This window comes from Micromonospora sp. NPDC052213 (assembly GCF_040679695.1).
GTDB lineage: Bacteria > Actinomycetota > Actinomycetes > Mycobacteriales > Micromonosporaceae > Micromonospora.
Genome location: NZ_JBFAVI010000005.1, coordinates 94340 through 102004 on the forward strand (window position 1 = coordinate 94340; position 7665 = coordinate 102004).

The 7665-nt window shown below is 75.8% G+C and carries 7 protein-coding genes; 5 read left to right on the forward strand and 2 right to left on the reverse strand.

What is annotated here, in order from left to right:
• Position 1: 1 nt before the first annotated feature.
• From AB0L34_RS02940 to AB0L34_RS02955, 4 genes are all read left to right on the forward strand, one after another.
• A complete protein-coding gene (locus tag AB0L34_RS02940) occupies positions 2-916 on the forward strand; it encodes a fructosamine kinase family protein (protein WP_363701342.1) in 915 nt (304 codons plus the stop codon).
• Positions 913-1926 (forward strand): GTP 3',8-cyclase MoaA, encoded by a 1014-nt coding sequence (gene moaA / locus AB0L34_RS02945; protein ID WP_363701344.1) that lies wholly within the window; start codon positions 913-915, stop codon positions 1924-1926. Before AB0L34_RS02940 ends, moaA begins: the two co-directional genes overlap by 4 nt.
• Before the next feature lie 65 nt (positions 1927-1991).
• Complete coding sequence (locus tag AB0L34_RS02950) at positions 1992-2270, forward strand: MoaD/ThiS family protein (RefSeq protein WP_363701346.1); 279 nt, start codon at positions 1992-1994, stop codon at positions 2268-2270.
• Positions 2271-2283: 13 nt separating this feature from the next.
• Positions 2284-3528: a metallophosphoesterase gene (locus AB0L34_RS02955; RefSeq protein ID WP_363701348.1), complete on the forward strand. Its 1245-nt coding sequence runs from the start codon at positions 2284-2286 to the stop codon at positions 3526-3528.
• Between the two features lie 50 nt (positions 3529-3578).
• Here AB0L34_RS02955 and AB0L34_RS02960 read toward each other — a convergent pair whose 3' ends face one another.
• Positions 3579-3707, reverse strand: coding sequence for a hypothetical protein (locus tag AB0L34_RS02960; protein ID WP_363701350.1), 129 nt, complete (start codon positions 3705-3707; stop codon positions 3579-3581).
• A gap of 146 nt (positions 3708-3853) precedes the next feature.
• On the opposite strand from AB0L34_RS02960, the gene AB0L34_RS02965 reads away from it, so the two are divergent.
• On the forward strand, positions 3854-7048 hold the full coding sequence (locus tag AB0L34_RS02965) for a UvrD-helicase domain-containing protein (protein WP_363701352.1): 3195 nt from the start codon (positions 3854-3856) through the stop codon (positions 7046-7048).
• Between the two features lie 13 nt (positions 7049-7061).
• Here AB0L34_RS02965 and AB0L34_RS02970 read toward each other — a convergent pair.
• The coding region (locus tag AB0L34_RS02970; protein ID WP_363701354.1) for an A24 family peptidase at positions 7062-7665 on the reverse strand (604 nt) is incomplete at its 5' end.

Sequence of the window (7665 nt, forward strand, 5' to 3'; positions counted from 1 at the left end):
GATGGATCTGGCGTACCTGCGGGCGCACCCGGAGCACCTGCCGACCTTCCTGACCCACCAACGGATCCGGGAGACGCCCGTCTCCGGCGGCGACATCTGCGCCGCCTCCCGGCTGACCCTGGACGACGGCCACTCCGTCTTCGCCAAGACCTGGCCGGAGGGGTCCGGCCGGTCGCTGCCGGAGGGCTTCTTCGCCGCCGAGGCGGCCGGCCTGCGCTGGCTGCGCGAGGCGGGCGCGGTCGCGGTGCCGGAGGTGGTCGTGGCGCTGCCGGAGCTGCTGGCACTCGACTGGGTCGAGCCCGGCGAGCCGACGCCCGAGGCGGCCGAACGGTTCGGCCGGGAACTGGCGGGGCTGCACCGGGCCGGCGCGCCGGCCTTCGGGGCCGAGTGGGCCGGGTTCATCGGGGCCCTCCCGCAGGACAACACGCCGGACGACGGCCCGTGGTCGCGCTGGTTCGCCGAGCGCCGGCTGGTCCCCTACCTGCGCCGCTCGGTGGACGGCGGCGCGCTGACCGGCGCGGAGGCCGGGCTGGTCGAGGAGGTCGTCGACCGGATCGGCGAGTTCGGCGGGGACGAGCCGCCGGCCCGCGTCCACGGCGACCTCTGGCCGGGCAACGTGCTCTGGGGGGCCGACGACCGGGCCTGGCTGGTGGACCCGGCGGCGCACGGCGGGCACCGGGAGACGGACCTGGCGCAGTTGGCGCTCTTCGGCGGCGCGCCCCACCTGGACCGGATCCTCGCCGCGTACGCGGAGGCGTGGCCGCCGGCCGACGGGTGGCGGGAGCGGGTGCCGCTGCACCAGCTCCACCTGATGCTGGTGCACACCGCCCTGTTCGGCGGGGCGTACCGCGATGCGGTCGTCCGCACCGCCCGGTCGGCGCTGGCCGGGCTGGTGCGCGCTACCGTCGACGGGTGAACGCCGCCCCGCCGACCGACGGCGTCCTCGTCGACCGGTACGGCCGCGTCGCCCGGGACCTGCGCGTGTCGCTGACCGACAAGTGCAACCTGCGCTGCACCTACTGCATGCCGGCCGACGGGCTGCCCTGGCTGGCGGGCCCGCAACTGCTCGACGACGACGAGATCGTCCGGTTGGTCGGGGTCGCGGTGCGGCGGCTCGGGGTGACCGAGGTGCGGTTCACCGGCGGGGAGCCGCTGATCCGGCCCGGACTGGTCGGCATCGTGGCCGCCGTGGCGGCACTGGAGCCGCGTCCCCGGATCTCCCTGACCACCAACGGCATCGGGCTGGACCGGCTCGCCCCCGCGCTGCGCGCCGCCGGGCTGGACCGGGTGAACGTCTCGCTGGACACCCTGGACCCGGAGCGGTTCGCCCGGCTCACCCGGCGCCGGCGCCTCCCCGACGTGCTGGCCGGGCTCGCCGGAGCCACCGCCGCCGGGCTGACCCCGGTCAAGGTCAACGCGGTGCTGATGCGCGGGATCAACGACGACGAGGTGCCGGCGCTGCTCCGCTTCGCCCTGACGCACGGCTACGAGCTGCGGTTCATCGAGCAGATGCCGCTGGACGCCCAGCACGGCTGGGACCGCGCCACCATGGTCACCGCCGACGAGATCCTCGCCTCGCTACGCCGGGAGTTCGCCCTGGCCCCCGACCCCACGGAACGCGGCGCGGCGCCGGCCGAGACCTGGCTGGTCGACGGCGGCCCCGCGCGGGTCGGCGTGATCGCCAGCGTCACCCGGCCGTTCTGCGGCGACTGCGACCGCACCCGGCTCACCGCCGACGGGCAGGTCCGCACCTGCCTCTTCGCCACCGAGGAGGCCGACCTGCGCGGCGCGCTGCGGGCCGGGGCGGACGACGACGAGCTGGCCCGGCGCTGGCGCACGGCGATGTGGGGCAAGCGGGCCGGGCACGACATCGACGACCCGGCCTTCCTCCAGCCGGCCCGGCCGATGTCCGCGATCGGGGGTTGACCGTGGCGGAACCGGCACAGCGGGCCGCCGCCGAGGCGGCCGACGTCCGCGAAGGAAACGGGACCGTGGCAGCACCGGCACGCCCGGTCGACGCCGGGGCGCGACTGACCGTTCGCTACTTCGCCGGGGCGCGGGCCGCCGCCGGCCGGCCCGAGGAGACCGCACCCGGCGGCGGCTGCCTCGACGAACTCGTCATGGAACTCGCCGAGCGGCACGGCGAGCGGCTCGCCGCCGTGCTGCGGGTGGCGAGCTTCCTCGTCGACGGTGTGACCTGCCATGATCGTCGGGCACCGCTACCGGCCGGGGCCACGATCGACGTCCTGCCCCCCTTCGCGGGCGGCTGAGGGAGGCGCACACATGCTGGCGGCACTGGCCTTCGTGGCCACCATGGCGCTGATCACCGGCCTGATCCACCTCTACCTCTGGAAGCGGCTGGTGCGCGACACCACCACCCCGGGGCGTTGGCGGCGGATCGGCGGGATCACCGCCCTGGTGCTGGCGCTGCTCGTACCGGCGACCATGGCCGGCACGCAGGCGGGCCTCTACTGGCTCGCGTGGCCGGGCTACCTCTGGCTCGCCGTCATGTTCTACCTGCTGGTGCTGCTCGTGGCGCTGGAGGTGCCGATGCTGGTGGCCCGGCTGGTGCTGCGCCGCCGGGTCGCCGCCGCGGAGCCCACCGCCGCCGCGCCCGAGCCCGCCCTGGTCGGCGCGACGGGGCCGGCCGATCCGCCGGCCGCCGGCGCGGTCGCGCAGCCGGACCACGACCCGGCCCGCCGGTTGCTGCTCGCCCGCGGGGCGGCGATCTTCGCCGGGCTCACCGCGACGGGCCTCACCGGGTCCGGCATCCGCACCGCGCTCGGCCCGCCGCGGCTCGACCGGGTGCAGATCCCGCTCGCCAAGCTCCCCCGGAGCATGGACGGCCTGCGGATCGCCACCGTCTCCGACATCCACCTCGGCCCGCTGCGCGGCCGGGCCCACACCGAACGGATCGTCGCCGCGATCAACCGCCTGGACGCCGACATCGTCGCGGTCGTCGGCGACCTGGTCGACGGCTCGGTGGCCGAACTGGGCGAGGCGGCCGAGCCGCTGCGCGGCCTGCGCTCCCGGCACGGCAGCTACTTCGTCACCGGCAACCACGAGTACTACTCCGGCGTCGAGGAGTGGGTGCAGGAGCTGGACCGGCTCGGGCTGCGGGTGATGCAGAACGAGCGGACGGAGATCCAGGCCCGGGGCGGCGTGCTCGACCTGGCCGGGGTCAACGACGTCACCGCCGCCGGCACCGGGCTGGCCGCCCCGGCGGACTACGCGGCGGCGCTCGGCGACCGCGACCCGAGCCGCCCCGTGGTGCTGCTCGCCCACCAGCCGGTGGCCGCAGTGGAGGCGGCGAAGTTCGGCGTCGACCTCCAACTCTCGGGGCACACCCACGGCGGCCAGATCGTCCCGTTCAACCTCCTGGTGAAGCTCCAGCAGCCGGTGGTCTCCGGCCTCGGCGAGGTCGACGGCACCAAGGTGTACGTCACCAACGGCGCCGGCTTCTGGGGCCCGCCGGTCCGCGTCGGCGCCGAACCCCAGGTCACCCTGGTGGAGTTGCGCAGCGCCTGAACCGGGCGGGACGCTCCGCCGGGCGCCTGGCCCGGCGGAGCACCCTGACCTCACCTGACCCGCGGGCGCGGGTTCACCTCGGGCGCCTGCACGTACCGCAGGTGCCGGGGCCACGCCTCCTCGACGACACCGGCGTAGCTGGCGTCGCTCGGCGCCGGATCGGTGACTTCCTTGGTCATGCCCCTCACACGCTCAGGCCCGTCGGTACGGTCGACACCACCGCTCGATCTGTTTCCGGCCGCGCCCACCGCCCCTCGCCGATTGCGCACCTCACCTCCGCGCGTGGCGGATGACGGGCACCAACGGGCTCGTGACAGGATGCGGCGTGCCTCCGTTCAGCGCCGCACCCTCCGGTGGCCTCCCGCCGTTCGTCGCGGATCTGCACATCCACTCGAAGTATTCGCGCGCGTGCAGCCGCGACCTCACCCTGCCCAACCTGGGCTGGTGGGCACGGCGCAAGGGCATCGGCGTGCTCGGCACCGGCGACTTCACCCACCCCGCCTGGTACGACCACCTGCGCGAGACCCTGCACCCCGCCGAGCCCGGCCTGCACCGGCTCAGCCCGGAGGCGGAGCGGGACGTCGCCCGCCGGCTGCCGCCCCGGCTGGCCAGCGAGGCGGAGACGGACCCGGTCCGCTTCATGCTCAGCGTGGAGATCTCCACGATCTACAAGCGGGACGACCGCACCCGCAAGGTGCACCACCTCGTCTACCTGCCCGACCTGGACGCGGTGGCCCGGTTCAACACGGCGCTCGGGCGGATCGGCAACCTCGGCTCGGACGGCCGGCCGATCCTCGGCCTGGACTCGCGGGACCTGCTGGAGATCACCCTCGAGGCCAGCGCCGACGGCTACCTGGTGCCCGCGCACATCTGGACGCCGTGGTTCTCCGCGCTGGGCTCCAAGTCCGGCTTCGACGCGATCGCCGACTGCTACGCCGACCTCGCCGACCACGTCTTCGCGGTGGAGACCGGCCTCTCCTCCGACCCCGAGATGAACTGGCGGGTCGGCAGCCTGGACCGCTACCAGCTCGTGTCGAACTCGGACGCCCACTCGCCGCCCGCCCTGGCCCGGGAGGCCACCGTCTTCGCCACCGCCCGGGACTACTTCGCCATCCGGGACGCGCTGCGCACCGGCGACGGGCTGGCCGGGACCATCGAGTTCTTCCCCGAGGAGGGCAAGTACCACGCGGACGGGCACCGGCTCTGCGGGGTCAACTGGTCCCCGGAGCGGACCCGGGCCGCCGGCGGGCGCTGCCCGGAGTGCGACAAGCCGCTGACCGTCGGCGTGCTGAGCCGGGTGGAGGAGCTGGCCGACCGTCCGGCGGGGCACCGGCCCCCGCACGCCAGGGACGTCACCCACCTCGTGCCGCTGGCCGAGGTCCTCGGCGAGATCAACAAGGTGGGCGCCCGCTCGAAGAAGGTCGAGGGGAAGCTCAACGACCTGCTCGCCGCGCTCGGCCCGGAGCTGGAGATCCTCACCACCACCCCGCTCGCCGAGATCGCCCGGGTCGGCGGGGAACTGCTCGCCGAGGGCATCGGCCGGCTGCGCCGGGGCGACGTCCGACGGGTCCCCGGCTACGACGGCGAGTACGGCGTCATCACCCTGTTCGACCCGGCCGAGCTGGGCGCGCGCACCGGCACGGCGCAGGAGACGCTCTTCGACGTACCCGTGCCGGCGCAGCGCACCCCCGCGGAGCCGGCGCCGAAGCCGCGGGCCAAGCGCCCGGCGGTGGCCAGGGCCGAGCCGAAGCGCAAGGCCGCGCCGGCCACGCCGCCGCCCCCGATCGCGCCGGCGCCCTCGCCGCACGAGCCGTTCGAGCCGATGCTCGCGGGCATGGAGGAGGTCGGCACCGGCCTGCTGGACCGGCTGGACGCGATGCAGCGGGTGGCCGCCTCCGCGCCCGGCGGGCCGCTGCTCATCGTCGCCGGGCCCGGCACCGGCAAGACCCGGACGCTGACCCACCGGATCGCCTACCTCTGCGCCGAGTTGAACGTCTTCCCGGAGCAGTGCCTGGCGATCACGTTCACCCGGCGCGCCGCCGAGGAGCTGCGGCACCGTCTCGACGGCCTGCTCGGGCCGGTCGCCGAGGACGTCACGGTCGGCACCTTCCACTCGCTGGGGCTGACCATCCTGCGGGAGAACGCCGACGCCGTCGGCCTGCCGGCGGACTTCCGGATCGCCGACGACGCCCAGCGGGCGGAGGCCCGTGCCGAGACCGGCGCCGACGACGCCGGCTACGCGGCGCTGCTGCGCAAGCAGGGCCTGGTCGACCTGGACGAGCTGCTCACCCTGCCGGTCGCGCTGCTGCGGGCCGACCGGAAGCTGGTGCAGCGCTACCGGGAGCGCTGGCGGTGGATCTTCGTCGACGAGTACCAGGACGTCGACGAGGTGCAGTACGAGCTGCTGCGCCTGCTCAGCCCCGCCGACGGCAACCTCTGCGCCATCGGCGACCCGGACCAGGCCATCTACTCCTTCCGGGGCGCCGACGTCGGCTACTTCCTGCGCTTCTCGCAGGACTTCACCGACGCCCGGCTGGTGCGGCTGAACCGCAACTACCGCTCCTCGGCTCCCATCCTGGCCGCCGCGGTGCAGGCGATCGCGCCGTCGTCGCTGGTCCGGGGCCGCCGGCTCGACCCGGCCCGGCTCGACCCGGAGGCCCCGCTGGTCGGCCGCTATCCCGCGGCCTCCGTCGCCGACGAGGCCGACTTCGTCGTACGCACCATCGACGAGCTGGTCGGCGGGCTCTCCCACCGGTCGCTCGACTCGGGGCGGATCGACGGCCGGTCGACCTCGCTCTCCTTCTCCGACATCGCCGTGCTCTACCGCACGGACGCGCAGGCCGCACCGATCGTGGACGCGCTGGCGCGGGCCAACATCCCGGTGCAGAAGCGCTCGCACGACCGGCTGCGGGACCGGCCGGGGGTGGCGGCCATCGCCCGCGAGCTGCGGCACGCCGACGGGCTCGACGGCTCGCTGGCCGCCCGCGTCCGGCTGGCCGGTCAGGTGCTGGCGGAGCGCTTCGCCGTGCCGACGCTGGACAGCGCCGGCGCGGTACGCCCGGAGGACGTCCGGGCGGCGGTCGACCTGCTCACCCCGCTGGCCCGCCGCTGCGGCGACGACCTGCCGCTGTTCCTGTCCCAGCTCGCCACCGGCGCGGAGGTGGACGCCCTCGACCCGCGCGCCGAGGCGGTCACCCTGCTCACCCTGCACGCCGCGAAGGGGCTGGAGTTCCCGGTCGTCTTCCTGGTCGGCGCCGAGGACGGGCTGCTCCCGCTGCGCTGGCCCGGCAGCACGCCCGACGACGACGCGATCGCCGAGGAGCGGCGGCTCTTCTTCGTGGGGCTGACCCGGGCCCAGGACCGCCTGTACGTCACCCACGCTGCCCGCCGCAGCCGGCACGGCAACGAGCGCGACTGCTCCCCGTCGCCGTTCCTCGACGCCATCGACCCGGGCCTCTTCGAACGCTTCGGCGAAGCCGAACCCCGCCGCCCCCGAGACCGCCAACTCCGCCTCATCTGAGGGAACGCGCGGGTCAGGTGGTGAGGGTGGCCAGCCAGGCGCCGGTGAGGAGGGCCGGCCCGAGGGGGAGAGGGGTGTCCCGGCGCACCCTGCCGGCAGCCAGCAGGGCGAGCACCACCACGCCGTTGAGCAGGTGCGGCAGAAGCAGCCCGAGCGCCAGCGGCGACCAGCCCAGCCAGCCGAGCGGCAGGCCCAGCACGGCGGCGAGCTTCACGTCGCCGAAGCCCAGCCGCGAGCCGGGCAGCAGGGCCAGCAGCGTGTGCCCGACGAAGCAGAGCGCGGCCCCCGCCACCGCGCCGAGCAGCCGCCCCGGGGCACCGGCCAGCAGCGCCGCGCCGGTCAGGCCGACGGCGACGACCAGCGCGGCCGCGCCCACCAGCGGGTCGGGCAGCCGCAGGCAGGCCAGGTCGACCACGGCCAGCACCAGCCCCACCGCCGCCAGCCCGAGGAAGGCCGGCAGGACGGGGTCGCCGCCGAGGGCCGCCGCGAGCCCGGCGAACACGACCGCGCCCACCACCGCCGCCCCGAACCCGGTGGCCGGGCCGATGCCGGCGGCCCGGGCGGGGGCCGGCGGCCCACCGCGGCCGACCGGCCGGCCGGGCTGGCCCGTCGCGGCG

Excerpts from the sequence above, each read along its gene's own strand:
- AB0L34_RS02940 (WP_363701342.1), top strand. The coding sequence starts at position 2 with ATGGATCTGGCGTACCTGCGGGCGCACCCGGAGCACCTGCCGACCTTC.
- AB0L34_RS02960 (WP_363701350.1), bottom strand. The coding sequence starts at position 3,707 with ATGACCAAGGAAGTCACCGATCCGGCGCCGAGCGACGCCAGCTACGCC.
- AB0L34_RS02955 (WP_363701348.1), top strand. The coding sequence starts at position 2,284 with ATGCTGGCGGCACTGGCCTTCGTGGCCACCATGGCGCTGATCACCGGC.